Below are 17650 nucleotides of genomic sequence, written 5' to 3' on the forward strand. Positions count from 1 at the left end.
GTGCGGCTGGTGTGCGTACTCAGCCAGTAGCGCCGACCACCGAGCGAATGACGTCCCACCCGCCGACAACGCCACCGGCTGGCCGCTGTGGTGCTGCGCCCACGCAATGTTGAGGTCTTCCAACAAGATCCGCCACGAAACGCCGTCGACTGCCAAGTGGTGAATGACCAACGCCAACTGGTTCGTTTCGGTCGCCCATACCGCCGACAGCATCGCCCCTGCCGCAGGGTTCAATCGCGACCGCGCCTCCACCAACGCCGCATCGGACAACTCGTCGACCGCGCGCAGGCACTCGTCGGCAGTCACGGAACCCGGGTCGGGCACCCACAGTGACCAGCCGCCGGGACCGTCGTCGTCGACGCGCAGCCGCAAGGTGGCGTGTCGATCCAGCAAGGCCCGCAGGATGATCGCCACATCGGCCTCGGTAACTCCCGCGGGAGCCTGAACAACCACGGTTTGGTTGAACTGGTCAACCGCGCCGCTCATGCTTCGCAGCCATTCCATGATCGGGGTGGCCAGCACCCGTCCGAGCCCCTCGTCGATCGCGCCGGCCGCACCGTCGGCCACTGTGGCCACCCGGGCCAACCGGGCCACGGTCTGCTCGACGAAAACGTCGCGCGGCCGGCACCGCACGCCTGCGGCACGAGCCCGCGCCACCACCTGCATTGACAAGATGCTGTCGCCGCCGAGCTCGAAAAATGACTCGTCGACGCCGACCCGATCCAGCCCCAGCACCTGGCTGTAGATGCCGGCGAGAATCTTCTCCACTTCGCCGGCCGGGGCACGGTAGCGATCGGCGTCCTGAAATTCCGGCGCGGGCAGGGCGCGTTTGTCGAGTTTGCCGTTGACTGTCAGCGGCAGCGACTGCAGTACCACCACAGCGACCGGAACCATGTACGCCGGTAGCTTCTCCGCCATCGCCGCTCGTATTTCGGCCGGAACGGCACGCCCGGTGACATACCCCACCAGGCGTTTGTCGCCAGGGCGGTCCTCGCGGACGATGACCGCCGCCTGATCGACTCCATCGCAGCCGGCCAGCGCCGCCTGCACCTCGCCAAGCTCGATGCGATACCCACGGATCTTGACTTGATCATCGGAGCGACCCAGATAGATCAGTTGTCCGTCGGCGCCCCACCGCACCAGATCTCCGGTGCGGTACATCCGTGCGCCTGGCGGCCCGAAAGGGCAGGCCACAAACCGCGACGCCGTAAGACCGAACCGGCCGACATACCCGTATCCCGCCCCTGAACCGGCTACATACAATTCACCGACGACCCCGGGTGACACCGGGCGCAGCCACGCATCCAGCACGAAAAATGCCAGATGCGCCAACGGCACCCCGACTGGGCTGGCTGCGGACTCGGCATCACTTTCGTCGATCTCTCGGAACGAAGCGTGCACGGTCGTCTCGGTGGTGCCATACATATTGATCAAGCGCGGCGACCGTGGATGGTTCCTCAGCCATTTCGCCAGCCGCGAGGGTTCCAATGCTTCGCCGGCGAAAATCACGGTCTCGAGCTTCAGCTGCTGTGCGAGCTCGGACTGCAGCGCGTCGACGGATTGCAACGCATAAAACGCGGACGGAGTTTGGCTGAGCACCGTCACTTGTTCGACGATCAGCAGTTCGTGGAATTCTTCGGGTGAACGCGCCATCGATTCGGGCACGACCACCAGCCGCCCACCGTATAGCAGCGCACCCCAGATTTCGCAGACCGAGACGTCGAAGGCCAGCGAGTGCCACTGTGACCAAACCTGCTGTGCTATGGCTAATCTGGCGTCGAGCGAGCGCATCAGCTCGGTGACGTTGTGATGAGTGATTGCCACGCCTTTGGGCACTCCGGTGGTACCCGAGGTGTAGATGAGGTAGGCGACATCGTCTGGTGCAGGCCCCGGCATACTCGTGCTCGGGTGGTCGCCGATGCGCGCGTCGGCGATATCGATGACCGGCAAGTCGCAACCGTTCAACCGGTCGGCCAAACCCGACGTGGTCACGGCGGCCATCGGCGCGGCGTCCCCGATCATGAACTCCATGCGCGACGCGGGCACTGCCGGGTCGATCGGCAGATAAGCTGCCCCGGTCTTGAGCACCGCCAAGATCGCCACGATCGCGTCGGCCGACCGCGAGAACAACAGCGCGACCCGCTGGCCGGGGCCCGCCCCCTGACGAACCAACATGTGCGCCAGGCGGTTAGCGGCCTCATCGAGCTCGCGGTACGTCATCGAGCGGCCGTCGAAGGTCAGCGCCAGCGCTTCGGGGGCGAGCGCAACCTGCTCGGCGAACAACGCGGGAATCGACTTCGACACTCTCGTCGGCCGAGTCAGAACAGCGCGGTTGCCCCACTCATCCAGCTGGGCGTGCTCGCCGCCATCCAGCAGGTCGATCGACAGCAACCGCCGCGCCGCGCCTGCGGTCACGACCTCGGCTCCACGTCGGCGGTCATGACATCCAGCACCCGCTGCAGCCGTGCGATGAGCGCTTCGATTCTGGCCGCGTCGAAGACATCGGTGTCGTATTCGACACGCAGGCTCAGCTCGGTGCCGGGCGTGGCCTGTACCGCGAGGGTGTAGTGGTTGTACTCGCGATTGCTGAACTGAGTCATCGCCAAGCCGTCGTCTCCCAAAGGCGCGCCGGTGTCGACCGGGTAGTTCTCGTAAACGAAGAGGGTGTCGAACAACTGCTCGTGGCCGGCGGCGCGGTGGATGTCGCGCAGCGCCAGGTGCTGGTGTTCGAGGGTGTGATTGTGGGCGCTCTGCAACTGGTCCAGCAGATCGGCGATGGTGGTTGTCGGCGTGATGTTCGCTCGCACCGGAACGGTGTTGATCAGAAGACCCACCATCGATTCCGCGCCGGGGACGTCCGTTGGCCGACCCGAGACCGTCGTGCCGAAAGCGACATCGTGCTGGGCGGTCAACCATGTCAACATCAGCGCCCAGGCACCCTGCAGCACGGTGCTGACCGTGGTCTGACATGAGCGCGCCAGCTCGCTCAGCGCCTCCGTGGTCTCTTGCTGCACCCGGAACGATTCAGCGCTTCGCTTTCCCACCTCTAACCTGTCCGGTGGGCCCACCAAAGTGGGTGCGGCGAACCCGGCAAAGGCCTGGCGCCACGCCGCACTCGCGGCATCGCGGTCTCGATCGGCCAGCCACGTGACGAACCTGCGATACGGCACGGCCGCAGGCAGCCGGTGCCCATAGTAGCCGGCGAAGATCTCCTGCAGCAGGATCGGCAGCGACCAGCCATCGACCACGATGTGGTGGAACGTGAATACGCACCGGTGCCGGTCATCCGCGGTGCGGATCAACGCCACCCGGAAAGCCGGCTGATTGTCGAGGTCGCACACCGCGGCACGTTCGGCGGCAGACAGTTGCGCCATTTGCTCCTCGACCTCGGCGACCTTTGCTCCCTGCAACTCGACATACCGCCACCCGACCACCGGATCGGCCGAAATGACCTGCACCGGCTCGTCGAACTCTGAACAGAATCGAGCCGCCAGGTTCGGATGGCGGTTGACCACGGTCTGCACCGCCTGGCGCAGCCGGAGCCGATCGAGGGCGCCGCTCAACTCGATATCCAGTTGCACCGCATACAGGTTGCTGAGATCGCCCGCGTCCCGTGCGGTGCTCGAGTGGAAGAGCAGACCCTGCTGAAGAGGTGTCAACGGAAGTACATCGACGATCTGTTGACCGCGTGAGAGCTCGTCGATCTGCTGCTGACTCAGTCGCGCGGGCGCAATATCCGACGGAGTCAACCCGCCGCCGCCTTTTCGGACGTGCGAGCAGATACCGGCCAACGCCTCGAACCACAACCGACTCAGCAGGTCGACCTGTTCCTCGTTCATCGCCGAGCGCGCCCACATCCAGTTGGCTTGCAGCCGCAAGCCCAGATCCGTCTCGACGGTTCCCGCGTTGAGTTCCACGGTGTGGGGCAACTGCAGAGGTATGGCCGCCGCGGTGGCGCCCCTTGATAACAAGCCCTCTTGGCTGATTCGCCACAGGTCATCAGAGAGCTCGGAAGCGGCACCCAAACGCCCCAGGTAGTTGAATCCGATTTGTGGGTCGAGTTTTCCGAGGTCCACGTCGGAGTTCAGATAGCGCAGGACGCCGTAGGTCAGGCCGTCGGGCAGCGCCCGCAACTGCTCCTTGGCGTCCTTGATCATCGCGCCCAGCGCCGTGTCGCCGGCAACCACCTGCTGCCACGAGACGCCACCCATTTGTAGCGCCACCGGGTATTTCGCAGTGAACCAGCCCACGGTGCGCGAGAGGTCGACATTACCGGCGAAATCCTCTGCGCGCCCGTGGCTTTCCACATCAACGCCAATCGGCGCAGCCCCCGTGCCCAAGAATTCGGCGAACGCCAATCCGAACGCAATCAACAGGATGTCCTGCGGTCCGGTGTGGAACGCCGTGGGAACCTCACCGAGCAGCATGTGCGTCGTGTCGGTATCGAGCTCCAGCGACAGATGCCCGGCGTTCGCGAATGTGTCTACCACAGGTTGCACCGCCGGCAATACCGGCGGGGTCGCAGCCACCTGCCGCCACTTATCGGCCTGAGCCACCACATCCGGATCGTGTGCATGCTCCGCAAGCAGAGTTGCCCACCGACCGAACGACGTACCGCTCGCCTGTAACGCCACCGGCTGCCCGTTGTGATGCTGTGCCCAAGCGATGTTCAAGTCTTCCAACAGGATTCGCCACGAGACACCGTCAACAGCCAGGTGGTGAACGATCAGCAGCAGCTGATGCGTATCGGTCGCCCATACCGCGCTTACCATGGCGCCTGCGGCCGGGTTCAACCGTGAACGAGCTTCCACCATCGCCGCATCAGTGAGCACTTCCACTGCGCGCAGGCAGTCTCTGACTTGTACCGCACCTGATTCGGGCACGGACAACGACCATCGGTCGCTGCTCTTGTCGTCGACGCGCGCGCGCAACATGGCATGCCGGTTCAGCAAGGCCTGCAAGACGACCACCACATCGGGCTCGGTCACCGCCACCGGAGCCTGAATCACCACCGTGTGGTTGAACTCGTCGACCGCGCCTTCCATGCCTTGCAGCCATCGCATGATCGGCGTGGCCACTACCGAACCGACACCCTCGTCGACGACGCCGACCGTCCCATCAGACACGCCGACAACTTCGGCCAGGCGAGCCACGGTCTGCTCGACGAAGATGTCGCGGGGTTTGCACAGCACCCCCGCTGCCCGCGCCCGCGCCACCACCTGCATCGACATGATGCTGTCGCCGCCGAGTTCAAAGAAGGAGTCATCGACACCGACGCGGTCGAGGCCGAGGACTTGCGCGAAGATGCCGGCCAGGATTTCCTCGACCGCATCACCGGGAGCCCGATAGCCATCGACGTCCTGGTATTCCGGTGCCGGCAGGGCACGGGTGTCGAGTTTTCCGTTGACAGTCAACGGCAACGCCTCGAGCGCCACCACAGCGGCCGGGACCATGTAGGCCGGAAGTTTCTGGCCCAAGGCTGATCGGATGACAGCCGGCTCAGCAGATCCGGTGACGTACCCCACCAGCCGTTTGTCGCCGGGACGGTCCTCGCGGGCGATCACCACCGCCTGATTCACCCCGTCGATCGCATTGAGCGCTGCTTGGATCTCCCCCAACTCGATGCGATACCCGCGGATCTTGACCTGATCGTCGGCCCGTCCGAAGTAGCGCAGCTGTCCATCGGCACCCCACGACGCAAGGTCGCCCGTGCGATACATCCGGGCCCCGGGCCCACCGAACGGGCACGCCACAAACCGCGTCGACGTCAATCCCGACCGGCCCACATATCCACACGCCAGCCCCGCGCCGGCCACATACAACTCACCGATCACCCCGGCGGGCACCTGGCGCAAAGACCCATCGAGAACAAAGAAGGCGAGATGGGCCAGCGGGACCCCGATCGGGCTGGCCGCGCTGTCGAGATCGGCCTCGACGATCTCGCGGAATGAGGCATGCACCGTGGTCTCGGTGATGCCATACATGTTGATCATGCGCGGTGATCCCGGATGACGATCGAACCACGCGCGAAGACGTTGCGGCTCGAGTGCTTCCCCGCCGAACACGACCGTCTGAAGCGTCAGCCGGCCAGCAGACTCCGGCGACAGCGCATCAGCGCTCTGCAACGCATAGAACGCCGACGGGGTCTGACTCAACACGCTGACCTGTTCAGCGATCAGCAAGGCACGCAGTTCTTCTGGCGAGCGGACCACCGCATCAGGCACGACCACCACACGCGCACCGTGCAGCAGCGCACCCCAGATCTCCCACACCGAGAAATCGAACGCCAACGAATGACACTGCGACCACACCTGCCCCGCCGAGAATTCCAGGTCCGCGTCGAGTGTCTCCAGCAGCCGCGTCACATTCCGGTGAGTGACCGCCACACCCTTGGGGGTTCCCGTGGTGCCCGATGTATAGATCAGATAAGCGACATCATCGGTCGCCGACGCCACCAACCCCGTGGACGGCTGAGCATCGATCGCAGGATCAGCCACATCAACGACCGGCACACCGCACCCCGCGAACCGTCCCGCCAACTCCTTGGTGCTCACCGCAGCAACCGGCGCAGCATCGGCGAGCAGGAACTCCATCCGTGCGGCCGGATGCGCCGGATCCATGGGCACATACGCTGCACCCGTCTTGAGCACAGCCAAGATGGCCACGATCGCCTCAGCAGAACGAGGCACCAACACCGCCACCCGGTGACCCGGACCGGCACCCCGGCCGACCAACAAGTGCGCCAACCGATTCGAGGCCTCATCGAGCTGGCGATACGTCAGCGAGCGACCCTCGAACGTCACTGCCGCAGCTTCCGGGGTGCGTGCCGCCTGGCCGGCGAACAAATCGGTAATCGACGACAAGGAGCCTAGCGGCGCAGCCAGCGCCGCCCGGTTACCCCACCCATCTAGACGGGCGTGCTCGTCCACATCCAGCACATCAATCGACGACAACTGTCGACCCGGATCAGCGATCATCGCTACCAGTACCCGGCGCAACCGCTCGACCAACAGCCCAACATCGGCCGTATCGAACACATCGGTGTCGAACTCGACACGAAGTCTGAGATCGGTGCCCGGCAAGACCTGCACCGCAAGGGGATAGTGGTTGTACTCGCGATTGCGGAACTCGGCGATCGCCAAGCCGTCGTCTCCCAACGGCGCCCCGATGTCGACAGGATAGTTCTCGTACACGAAGAGCGTGTCGAACAACTGGTCCTGACCGGTGACGCGGTGGATCTCGCTCAGGGCCAGGTGCTGATGCTCCATTGTGTCGTTGTGCGCGCTTTGCAGTTGCTCGAGCAGATCGGCGACGGTGGCCGTCGGCGTGACACTCGCGCGCACCGGCACCGTGTTGATCAGCAAGCCCACCATTGACTCCGAGCCGGCCACCTCCGTCGGCCGGCCCGAAACCGTGGCGCCGAAGGCGACATCATGCTGGCCGGTCAACCCGGACAGCAGTTGCGACCAAGCGGCCTGCAATACGGTGCTTACCGTGGTGTGGCGGGAGCGCGCCAGCTGATCGAGGGCCCGCGTCGTCTCCTCTTGCACCGCAAAGGTTTCGACGCCTCGGCGGCCGACCTCTAAGCGGCCCGCCGGGCCCACCAAAGTCGGCGTATCAAACCCCGCCAGCACTTCACGCCAAGCTGCGATCGCGGCCTCGCGGTCTCGATCGGCCAGCCAGGTGACGAACCTGCGGTATGGCACCGCCGCGGGCAGTCGGTGCCCGTAATAGCCGGCAAAAATTTCTTGCAGCATGATGGGAAGCGACCAACCATCCGCCACGATGTGGTGGATGGTCAACAGGATTCGGTGCGTATCGTCCGCGGTGCGGATCAGCGCCGCTCGGAACGCCGGCTGATCGGCCAAATCGCATACCGCAGCGCGCTCCGCCGCGCAAAACTGTTGTAACTGCTCATCGGTGGCACCGTCGTCGGCGTCCAATTCGACGTAGCGCCACCCGATTACCGGATCGACCGGGATGACCTGCACCGGTTCATCGAATTGCTCGCAAAAGCGAGCCGCCAGGTTCGGGTGCCGGTTGACAACCGCAAGCACCGCCTCACGCAGCCGGCGCCCGTCGATGGCACCGATCACGGTGAGATCCAGCTGCATGGCGTAAAGGCCGTCGCCTGAGTCTTGCGTTGTGCTGGTGTGGAACAGCAGACCCCGCTGCAGTGGAGTCAGCGGCAGCACATCGGCGACCCGATACCGCTGCTGCAGCTCATCGATCTGCTGCTGACTCACCCGTGCGGGCACCACATCGGACGGCGTCAATCCGCCCCCACCGGCTCGCACATGCGCGCAGATACCCGCCAAGGCGTCGAACCACAGCCCGCTCACCCGGTCGACCTGTTGCTCGTCGAGCGCCGAGGTCGCCCATGTCCACGTCGCGTGCAATTGCGGTCCGGTGTCGCCATCCAAGATGCCGGTATTCAGTTCCACAGTGTGCGGCAACGGCATTGGTCCCGCGCTGGCCTCCGCCGTAAGGGCTATGCCAGCTTGGTCTAGACGCCATAGATGATCGGACGAGGGGCCAGCTGCGCCGACGCGGCCGAGGTAGTTGAAGACGATGACGGAGCTGGACCCAGGCAGTTCGACATCGGAGTTCAGGTAGCGCAGCAGCCCGTATGTCACGCCATCGGGCAGCGCCCGCAGCTGTTCTTTCGCGTCCTTGATCACTACGCCAAGCGCCGCATCGCCGGCGACCACCTGCGACCAGGGCAATTCCGCTACGCTAAGCGCCACAGGGTATTTGGCAGTGAACCAGCCGACTGTGCGCGACAAATCGACATCAGCGGCCAACTCCTCGGCGCGCCCATGGCCCTCCACGTCGATACCAATCGGCGCGCCCCCAGTGTCCAAGAACTCGGCCCACGCCAATGCGAACCCGATCAACAAGATGTCCTGCAGCCCAATGTGGAACGCCGCGGGCACCTCGCCGAGCAACTCCTGGATGAGGTCGCCTTCCAGTGCCACCGACAGCTGCCCAGCTGTGGAATAGGTGTCGAGTTCAGGGCGCGGGGCGGCCAACACCGCCGGAGCCGCCGCTGCTTGCCGCCAGATATCGGCAAGGGCGACAACCTCCGGATGACGTGCGTGCTCTGCCAGCAACTTTGACCACCGGGCGAACGACGTGCCTCCCGCCGGCAGCACAATCTGCTGCCCGCTGAGATACTGCGCCCACGCGATATTGATGTCTTCCAACAGAATTCGCCACGACACCCCGTCGACCGCCAGGTGGTGGACGACCATCGCCAACTGGTTTGTCTCGGTCGCCCACACCGCCGAGACCATCACGCCCGCCGCCGGGTTCAACCGCGACCGCGCCGCGACCAACTCGACATCGGATATCGCGTCGACCGTCTGCAGGAACTTGCCCGCATCGACTGAGCCGGGCTCGGGCACCTGCAGCGCCCAGCCTCCGGCGCCGTCGTCATCAGCGCGCAACCGCAGCATTGCATGCCGATCCAGTAGCGTCTGCAACAGCAATGCCACATCGGCCTGTGTCACGTCTGCGGGCGCTTGTAGCAGCATGGTCTGGTTGAACTGATCGACGGGACCGCTGCTTTGGCGCAGCCAGGCCATGATCGGAGAGGCCATAACCGGCCCGACTCCCTCCTCGATCACGTCGACGACAGCGTCGGCCACTGCGGCCACCCGGGCTACCCCGGCCACCGTGTGCTCCACGAAAATGTCGCGCGGCCTGCACACCACTCCGGCCGCCCGCGCCCGCGCCGCCACCTGCATCGACAAGATGCTGTCGCCGCCCAGCTCGAAGAACGAGTCGTCTACTCCCACCCGTTCCACTCCGAGCACCTCGGCGTAGATCCCGGCCAGAAGTTCCTCGACTGCGGTCGCCGGAGCGCGGTAGCCGTCGGCACCCTGATACTGCGGTGCGGGCAGAGCCCGTTTGTCGAGTTTGCCGTTGACCGTCAACGGCAACGCCTCGAGCACCACCACGGCACTCGGAACCATGTACTCGGGCAGCCGCGCCGCCATTGCGCTGCGCGCTGCGGCTGGATCGACCACCCCGGCCATCGACTCGGTGATGTAACCGACCAGGCGCTTGTCTCCGGGGCGATCCTCACGCGCAATCACTGCCGCTTGATCCACTCCCTCGATGCCGGCGAGCACTGCCTGCACCTCACCCAACTCGATGCGATACCCGCGGATCTTGACCTGCTCGTCAGCACGACCCATATAGGTCAGCTCGCCGTCCGCGCTCCACCACGCCAGGTCGCCGGTGCGATACATCCGCGCCCCTGGGCGGCCGAACGCACACGCGACAAACCGCGAGGACGTCAGCCCTGAGCGGCCCATGTAGCCATAGCCCACGCCGGCACCGGCCACATACAACTCGCCGACCACTCCAGCAGGTACCGGATGCAGCCATTCATCCAGCACGAAGAAAGCGAGATGTGGCAGTGGCACGCCGATCGGGCTGGCAGCGCTGTGGATATCGGCCTCGACGATCTCCCGAAACGACGCGTGCACTGTGGTCTCTGTGGTGCCATACATATTGATCATCCGAGGCAACCCCGGATGTACGTCCAGCCAGGTTCGAAGCCGTTGCGGCTCAAGAGCTTCGCCCGCGAACACGACCATCTGCAGCTTCAGTTGATGAGCCAGCTCGGGCTGCAGCGCATCAACGGATTGCAGCGCATAGAACGCCGAAGGTGTCTGGCTCAACACGGTGACTTGTTCACTGACCAGCAGAGAATGGAATTCTTCTGGCGAACGCGCCACCGATTCAGGCACCACCACCAGCCGGCCGCCGCGAAGCAGCGCTCCCCACATCTCCCAAACCGAGACGTCGAAGGCCAGCGAATGCCACTGCGACCACGTCTGGCCCGCCAACTCCATATCGGCGTCCACAGACTCGAGCAGCTGAATGACGTTGTCGTGGGTGATGGCCACACCTTTGGGCGCACCGGTAGTGCCCGAGGTGTAGATCAGATACGCGATGTCGTCTGCCGCGGGCGCCGGCAGGCCTATGGGCGGGTAGCTCTCGGCGCCGGGATCGTCGATGTCGATGACCGTAATCTCGTGGCCATCGAGACGCGACCGCAGCCCCGCGATGCAGAGCGCCGCAATCGGTGCGGCGTCGGCGAGCATGAATTCGATGCGCGCGTCCGGGTGCGCCGGGTCAATAGGTACATAGGCCGCCCCAGCCTTGAGCACTGCCAGAATTGACACGATCGCTTCGATTGACCGGTTGGTAAGCAACGCGACCCGCTGCCCTGGCCCCGCTCCCTTGGCGACCAACAGATTTCCCAACCTGTTCGCGGCGTCATCAAGTTCGCGATAGGTCCATGAACGGTCCCCGCAAGTAATCGCCACCGACTCCGGTGCGCGAGCCACCTGCGCGGCGAACAGCACCGGAATCGACGCAGGCATCGTGGGCTGGGTCAGTACCGTCCGGTTCCCCCAGCCGTACAAGCCGGCGTATTCGTTTCGATCCAAGAGATCGATCGATGACAATGCCCGACGAGGATCTGCGGTCATCGCCGCCAACACGCGCCGCAGACGTTCCGCGATTTCGGAAGCACTGAGGTGTGATAGCGAATGCCCGGCCCCGACTGTGTTGATGAAGAGTTGGTCACCGACGCCGGAGAAGATCAGCCCGAAGCCGCCCACCACGCCGGAGTTGGTCATCGTCGCCGTTGCTGTGACACCACCGAAGTCCAATGAGAATTCAGCCGGGACGAAATCAATTGTCACCCTGTTGGCGGGCTGCACCCCCTCGCGGGAGCGGATTGAGCGCTCAAGGGCTTGAACAGGAAACCTCTGATGCTGCAGCGCTTCTCGGATCCGTGTGTCGACGTCCCGGCAAAACCCGGTGACGGTGGATGCGGGCGACACCGTCAGAACCAGCGGCACGACTCCGGCCACCATCGCCGGAAGCGTTTTGGACTCCGGTCGTACTCGCCTGCCAACAGGGAAGTCCAGCGCGACCTCTGCGCCCTCGGCGCTCCATGCGCGGACCAACAGCGCGCACGCCGCCGTGATGACGGATACCCGAGGCACGTCCCACGCATGGCACAGATCTTCAACACGGCGCAACACCGCGGGATCCAGTCGAACTGGCGTAGAGAACTGATAGGTGTCATGTTCGGTGTCTGAATCGGGCAACGGCTGATGCGAAGCGCCCTCGGACGGAAGGTTATTCGCCCAGAAAGTCCGGTCTTCAAGATATTCGCTCGACGCTTCGTATTCCGATTCGCAGTCGACCAAGTCCTGCAACGAGCCGAAGAAGGCAGGCGGAACCGGTTCACCAGCAACGATAGCGGAGTAGACGGATGCAATGCGGTTGCCGACCAACGCAATGCCCGATGCGTCGGCCACTATGTGGTGCACGCAAGCAAATAAGTAGGATTCATCGAGACTGGTCTCGAACAAAGCGAACTTGAAGAGCGGCCCACCGAACGGCAGCGCTGTGCGCTGGATCGAGCCCGCGATGGCGTGCACTTCTTGTAGAGGATCCTGCGAGTTCGTCAGATCATAAAAGTCGAGATTTACATCCGGGTAGTCGACTGCGCTCTGGAAAACATGACCTTCCGACTCGAGGCAGGCGACCCTCAGTGGTTCAGCCTCCCGCACTACTCGGTTAATCGTCCATTTGAGGGCGTCTCGTTCAACCGGGCCCGGGACCCTTACAAGCAGACCAATTTGCCATTCAGTGGTCGAGTGACCCGTTTCGTTCGCAAGCCATATATCCAGTTGCGCGCGCGTGAGCGGAAGTGCACGGTCGCCGAATTCCACCATCTACCCCAAAACTCCCCGACTCCAGGCTGGCTATTTGCCGAGCGCGCCGTCCGCTTCTAGCCTCTCACGCAGCGACTTCGGCCGAATATCAGCCCAGTTCTCTTCGATGTAATCCAGGCATGTTGGGCGGTCGCCTTCTCCGTAAACCACTCGCCAACCCGGCGGAACATCCGCGAAGCTCGGCCACAAGCTGTGTTGCTCCTCGTCGTTGACCAAAACGAAAAACGTGCCGTTATCGTCGTCGAACGGATTGATGCTCACGGTGCTCCAAACTACTGGTCGAAATTGTTGAACCGTTCCAAACATACTGGAGCCGACAGAGTCAGTCCGGGGTTTCGGCAAACTGCTTGTGTGCGCCTGAGTGGTCGAGCGTAGTGCAATATCGATATGCAACGCAAACTATAGCGGTAGTGGCTTATGCACTCTGACCAGCAGTGATGCGTCAAGACCCGCGTTGTCTCGCCCATGAACTGGCAAGACTCGATTCCGAGTGGTGAAATCTTCGTTAATTAGCGAGCCAACAGAGATGGTCCATTAGTGCTTCGTAGTCGCAGGTGCTTATTAGCTTGCCGTAACGCGTATTATTCAGCATTTCAGCAGCCTAATGGCCAATCGCGACGCCGCCTTGAAGTTGCCATGCTATCTCGCTCCCTGAATATCTTCATTAGGGCGACACGGTGCGACTGGTGCACCATCACTCGAACGAAGTTCCGCGCCCGTAACGCGGTGTTGTTGTTGCCCTCGAGCCGTTTCATTGCATGCGCGTGAACAGCGTCTTTGCAGATCATGCTTGCCCGTCTTATTGACTCTGAACGACGTCAGAACTTCCAGACCGCGCCTACTGGTTGCTTGCAACAAATATAGGACCAGCAGCGCAGCTGCATCTCAAAGTGGCAGGCGGTGTCAGAATACCGGTACGACTGCAGCCAGAGTCACCCCGCTATTAAATCAGACGCCGACAACACGTCGCGCAACGGCGCGGACTCCCGCATCCCTACTGGAAAACTTGCCCTGCCGACAACATTCGTTGGCTTCGAGCCAACTAAGGATAGTTAGTACCGGAAAGCAATAAATACTCGACGTGAGCGGATCACGTCACGACCGCCAAGAAGTCGCCACTGAGAAACTGGCGCGGCCGAGATGCATATTGCATGTCGCGAGTCCCATCGCGGATTGCTTAAGCATGGTGAGCAACCAGCTATGAGGAACGATGACCGCTTTTCTGCGCCCTAAGCAGCCAATATAAGAAGGCTCAGCAAATTCCTTCAAAATTACCAAGTCTGCAATTCTGGGCATCACTGGAGTGAATCCGGCGTCTGACTCTGGGTGATCCGGCCGGTGCACCATTCAGACTTGGCGTCGAGATCCGCTCGACGTCAACCGAATTCACTTGGGCGATGTACGCGGCTCTGCTGCGAGGAACTCCTCCAGGTATGTCGGCGGCTGCAGATTAAGCAAGCGCTGGCGGTTCGCCGCGAGATCGGCATAGTCAAGTGCGGCGATCTCCGTGGCCGAATAGGGTAACTGCGAGTCGGGCGATCCCTTCCGGACGACTCCAACGCCGAAGTCGCACTTCAGCACCGCCACTCGGAGATCATCCCGCGTGCTGCGCAGATAGACGATCGCCTTCCAGACATCGCCGCTCCAAAGAAGTTGCCACCATCGGTGCCGCGCAACGTAGTCTGCCGCCGAAAAGCCGATAGAGGCAGTGGCCGGGTTGCAGTCGTGCAAGACGATCACTCCGTCGTCGCGTAGGTAGCGAAGCGTGTTCTCGATGTCGCGCAGGACCTGGTCGTAGGTGTGGAGTCCGTCGATGAGAGCGACATCGATGCCGCACTCTTCGAGAAATGCCGCCTCACTCGCGAAGAAGTCGTCGCTGGTCGCCTCGAAGTAGTGTGTTGCGCGGGCCTTCGCCTCGGCCGACTGGCGCGTGCGCGCCGAGAGGCGAAACGCCGGATCAACGGCAATCTTCTCGTCGGCTGCGATCTTGCGGAACGCGGCGCCGCGCTTGACGCCGATCTCCAGATAGACCGGTTTTGTCCGCCCTTCAAGCGCCTGCTTTACGGCCTTGATCCGGTTCACGCGACAATCCTCCCCACGGTAGGGGCCTCTTGGAATGAGTACACCCGCACGTTTCTCCCGAAATTACAGAATAGGTCATTGGCGCCGGCGCCGACCGCGTCGTGAAATCCGAGCACTCCCTATTTCGTTCGCATTGCGAATGAATGCCGGGAAGCCTGGCCACCCAGCTCACCTGTGCTGCAACATAACCCAAACTTCCGCGCTCTCGGCTCGGAACGCACTCAGTTCGCGTACGAATCGCCGATTCGCCTCTATCGAAGATCCAAACGTTACGATCAACGCAACCGTAATCGAGGCAACGGGGTGCGGTTCGCCCATTTGCTCCGCAGATAAATCGGAGGCATCTGCTCTTGTCGACATCCGTGCTTGTCACTGGTGGAGCGGGATTCATCGGGTGCGCGCTCGCACACCGGCTGGTCAAAGCCGATTACGAGGTCGCTGTGATGGACGTCCTGCATCCGCAAGTGCACGGGGGACGTCAGCCGATCAATCTGCCGTCATCCGTGCGGTTCTTCACCGGCGATGTCACCCATGCCCCTGACTGGGACGCTGTGCTTCGGTTGTTCCGCCCTTCGCAGATCGTCCATCTGGCGGCCGAAACCGGAACAGGCCAATCGCTCTCCCAAGCGACGCGCCACGGCTCGGTGAACGTCGTCGGCACGACTCAACTTCTCGACGCGATGAGCCGCTCGTCGCTCGTGCCCGATCAGCTCGTCCTCGCGTCGTCTCGGGCCGTCTACGGCGAAGGCGCGTGGCAATGTGGGACACACACTTTCTATCCACCGCCCCGCAGCCATGCGCAGCTGCTGGCAGGTGTCTGGGATCCTCAGGGGCCCGAGAACGAATCCGCGCTACCGCTTCCGAGCCGCGCAGGCCGCACGGAGCCCCGCCCCACCAATATCTACGCCGCGACCAAACTCGCGCAGGAGAACATGTTCTCGGCCTGGGCGGCCGCTCACGACACCAGCCTGAGCATCTTGCGCCTGCAGAATGTCTATGGACCAGGCCAATCCCTGATCAACTCATATACAGGGATCGTCACTCTCTTTGCACGGTTGGCGCGTGAGCGAGCTCAGTTGGAGGTCTACGAAGACGGCCGAATCGTACGGGATTTCGTCTTCATCGACGATGTCGTCGACGCGGTGTTCGCCGCCGTCCGCACGCCCGCTAGTGAGCCGCGCTGCCTCGACATCGGGTCGGGTGCGGCGACCACGATTCATGAATTGGCTCGCACCCTCGCCGCGGCGTGCAATGCCCCGGAACCGATCGTCGTGCCCAAATTCCGCGACGGCGATGTACGCGCTGCGAGTTGCGATATCGATCCGGCGACCGACAAACTCGACTGGCTTCCGAAGTGGAAGTTACAGGACGGTTTGCATGAACTTCTTGAGTGGATCGACGAGCAGCCCCAAAGTCCTGATAGTTAAGCGATCAGCCGACGCGCTGCACACGAGCTTTGGCTTCCAGCAGATCAGCGGCGGCCGCAACGCTCTCGGCGGGCGCGGTCATCAGGTGAGCGAATTCGCGAGCCCGAGCGACGTAGTGCTGGGACAGTATCGTGCGGAGATCCTCCACCAACGTTTCCTGAGATGTACTCGAGAACCGCCGGGTGGTACCCACCTTCAGCCGTTTGACGGCGGCTCCCCATACCGTCTGGTTGACATCCATCGACAGGATCAACGACGGGACCCCGGCGCGCAGCCCGATGGCCGTGGTGCCCGCACCGCCGTGATGGACGACCGCGCGGCAGCGCGGGAAGACGGCTGCGAAATTGACCGCGCTCACGACCTTGACGTGATCCATCTGCGAGACGTCGCCGAAATCACTCCAGCCGGCGCAGATCAGTGCACGCTCCCCCAACTGCGCACACGTTGCGCTGATCATGGCAAGCGTGTCAGCCGGTGCCTCGACCGGCATGCTGCCGAACCCGAAGAAAATCGGCGGTTCTCCCGCGGCAATCCACGAGGCGACCTCCTCGTCGAAAGGCGTTGACAGCTCCATCGTCAGCGCACCGACGAAAGGCCGTTGGCCTTTCGTTCGCGCCCATTCAGCGGCCAGCCCGGGAAAACACGCGTCGTCGTAGGCCTGAATCTCCAGCGATCCACGTTCGGCAATGCGCTTCGAGGCCGGCGCTGTCGACTTCGGCAAGCCCAATTCGCGACGCTGCGCGTCCTCGAGCTTTCTGTCCATCCACCAACCCACCCAGTCGTATGCCGACATCGCGGCTCGGCCAAGAAGCCCGGGCGGAAACGGCAGCACGTGACTGTTGGCGCGCACCGGAAGGTAATGCAGCGTGGCCAACGGGAGATCGAAAGATTCGGCAACATTGGCCGCCGGCTGTTCGAAGCTGAGACCCGTGAACAACAGGTCGGCGCCATCGGCGAGTGACGTCAGCGTCGAGTTGATCTCCTGCCGGCACTGGCTGAGCGGCTGCCACAGTTCCGGCCACAACCTGCGAAGCTCCTGAATCCGCCAGACGTTCTTGAAGACAGTCGTCCAAAATTCGCGGTACGCGTCCAACCAAGCTTTTGTCTCCAGCCCATAGGCGACAGCCGCAAGCCCAGCGGCCTCGACGAAGCCGATCAGATCGGGCGGGACGGCCATCTGCACGTCGTGCCCCCGACGCTGCAATTCACAGCCGATGGCGACCGACGGCTCGATATCACCGCGCGTTCCGTAGCTGGCCAGCACAAACTTCATTGCCGAGTACCTTCGCTCTCTCAATGCGGTTGCCGTCGTGGGCGCCCGCCATTATCCCCGGGTTATCCAGAGCCGACTAAGCGTTCGGCCATTAGCTTCGG

6 protein-coding genes are annotated in these 17650 nt (G+C 63.1%); 1 reads left to right on the forward strand and 5 read right to left on the reverse strand.

Annotated elements, in window-relative coordinates; genetic code table 11:
* From QOC76_RS28655 to QOC76_RS28670, 4 genes are all read right to left on the reverse strand, one after another.
* Positions 1-2415 (reverse strand): non-ribosomal peptide synthetase (locus tag QOC76_RS28655; RefSeq protein WP_526362925.1); only part of this gene is annotated, 2415 nt, incomplete at its 3' end.
* Positions 2412-12767, reverse strand: coding sequence for an amino acid adenylation domain-containing protein (locus tag QOC76_RS28660; RefSeq protein ID WP_526362927.1), 10356 nt, complete (start codon positions 12765-12767; stop codon positions 2412-2414). The genes QOC76_RS28655 and QOC76_RS28660, both read right to left, overlap by 4 nt.
* Positions 12768-12797: 30 nt before the next feature.
* The gene (locus QOC76_RS28665; protein ID WP_526362929.1) at positions 12798-13028 is read right to left on the reverse strand and encodes an MbtH family protein; all 231 of its coding nucleotides are present in this window, start codon (positions 13026-13028) and stop codon (positions 12798-12800) included.
* Positions 13029-14153: 1125 nt separating this feature from the next.
* The gene (locus tag QOC76_RS28670; RefSeq protein ID WP_526362931.1) at positions 14154-14849 is read right to left on the reverse strand and encodes a class I SAM-dependent methyltransferase; all 696 of its coding nucleotides are present in this window, start codon (positions 14847-14849) and stop codon (positions 14154-14156) included.
* Between the two features lie 362 nt (positions 14850-15211).
* Here QOC76_RS28670 and QOC76_RS28675 point away from each other — a divergent pair, with 362 nt between their 5' ends.
* A complete protein-coding gene (locus QOC76_RS28675) occupies positions 15212-16276 on the forward strand; it encodes an NAD-dependent epimerase/dehydratase family protein (protein ID WP_526362971.1) in 1065 nt (354 codons plus the stop codon).
* A 4-nt stretch (positions 16277-16280) separates the two neighbouring features.
* On the opposite strand, the gene QOC76_RS28680 is transcribed toward QOC76_RS28675, so the two are convergent.
* Positions 16281-17549, reverse strand: a complete 1269-nt coding sequence (locus QOC76_RS28680) for a glycosyltransferase (RefSeq protein ID WP_526362933.1) — start codon at positions 17547-17549, stop codon at positions 16281-16283.
* Between the last annotated feature and the right edge of the window lie 101 nt (positions 17550-17650).

The sequence above is a fragment of the Mycobacterium sp. genome, assembly GCF_032159565.1.
In the GTDB taxonomy this organism is placed as follows: domain Bacteria; phylum Actinomycetota; class Actinomycetes; order Mycobacteriales; family Mycobacteriaceae; genus Mycobacterium.

Coding starts and splice junctions, on each gene's coding strand:
- QOC76_RS28660 (WP_526362927.1), bottom strand. CDS start 12,767: ATGGTGGAATTCGGCGACCGTGCACTTCCGCTCACGCGCGCGCAACTG.
- QOC76_RS28680 (WP_526362933.1), bottom strand. CDS start 17,549: ATGAAGTTTGTGCTGGCCAGCTACGGAACGCGCGGTGATATCGAGCCG.